The organism is Faecalibacterium tardum, from assembly GCF_040096515.1.
Taxonomy (GTDB): Bacteria; Bacillota; Clostridia; order Oscillospirales; family Ruminococcaceae; genus Faecalibacterium; species Faecalibacterium tardum.
On sequence record NZ_JBBMEO010000093.1, the window covers coordinates 1 to 1,163 of the forward strand.

The 1,163-nt window shown below is 50.0% G+C and carries 1 protein-coding gene and 1 pseudogene; both read right to left on the reverse strand.

The window, feature by feature from the left end:
- Positions 1–81 precede the first annotated feature (81 nt).
- Positions 82–867: a DUF6551 family protein gene (locus WMO44_RS15185; RefSeq protein WP_055192220.1), complete on the reverse strand. Its 786-nt coding sequence runs from the start codon at positions 865–867 to the stop codon at positions 82–84.
- A pseudogene (locus WMO44_RS15190) lies at positions 864–1,163 on the reverse strand (type II toxin-antitoxin system PemK/MazF family toxin); the annotation flags it as partial. The gene WMO44_RS15185 and the pseudogene WMO44_RS15190, both read right to left, overlap by 4 nt.

A 1,163-nucleotide genomic window follows, 5' to 3' on the forward strand; every position in this document is an offset into this window, starting at 1 on the left:
GGAAACAGGGGAGGAAACCGAGTTGGGCGAAGGTTCTTCATGGATAATCATTGGATAATACCTCGTTAAATATACTTGAAGTTAAAACTTGAGCGGCAGTGCGGCCCGGCGGCTTCCACCATTATAAATAGTATAGACCTGCTGAAGGTACTTCGTCTTGCCGGGAAGGCTTACGCCTGCGGTTCGAGCAAGGCGAAAAATCGTGAACGCATCGACCTGCCGCAGTTTGGCAATCAAGCGGCCTTTGTTATATTCGGAGTGATACAGTTCTACAAAGCGACAGATGCCGAGCAGGTTTGCGGAACTCATGGAATCAGGTTCGCCGTTCCAAGCGTTCAGCAAAACATCAAGGGATTCGATATACAGTTCCGGACCCAGCCGGATGAATTCGTGATAGGCGGTTGCAATGCAGCTGATCCGCTGCTTGCCTCGGCCTTCTTCAAAAGAAAGATGAACGCCAGCCAATTCGGTGGCCTGCTGGAATGCAACGGCAGCAGGCTCCCCTGCAAAAATCAGGGCACGGAGCTTCTGCCCTGCACTCAGCCGTTCCGAAATGCCTGTCTGCTGTGCAAACAGGAGGGCTTCTTCTCGTTCTGTCATACCAAAATAAACCTTGCAGCGAATCTGCAAATCTTCGCCGCCGTTCAGAAATTTCCGTGCAGCGATGGTGTTCTGTCCGTCCATCACATAGTAGTGACCATCCCGGAAGCTGATCTTCGGCTCATTGGCAACCCGCTCGTCAAATTCTTTTGCGATGCGGGCAACACGAGCGGGGTGAAGAGCACGCTGATAAGTGTCGCGCGGCACGATCAGTTCGCTGCTGTTCAGGCACATCTCATGGTAAGGTTTTACAACTGCGTTCATCATAAAGGAACCTCCTTCTTCTTTTGCAGAAAATCAATTCCTGATTGGATAATCAAACCGATTTTCTTCTTTTCGTTATCGGATAAGCGGAAACTGGAATACCGTTCATAACAGATATTCCAGCGGAACATAAGCGATTGAAGTGCATCATCCAGTTCTGCGACCATGAACTCAACAGAAGATTCCGTCGGGGTGGAGAGCATCTTTTCCGATATCTGCTCGATGCTATGTAGATCGCCTTTTGTGTGCTTGGCGAGAGCAGGGGGCTGACTGTTCAGCACCCGAAGATTCTGAAACTG

Excerpts from the sequence above, each read along its gene's own strand:
- WMO44_RS15185 (WP_055192220.1), bottom strand. The coding sequence starts at position 867 with ATGATGAACGCAGTTGTAAAACCTTACCATGAGATGTGCCTGAACAGC.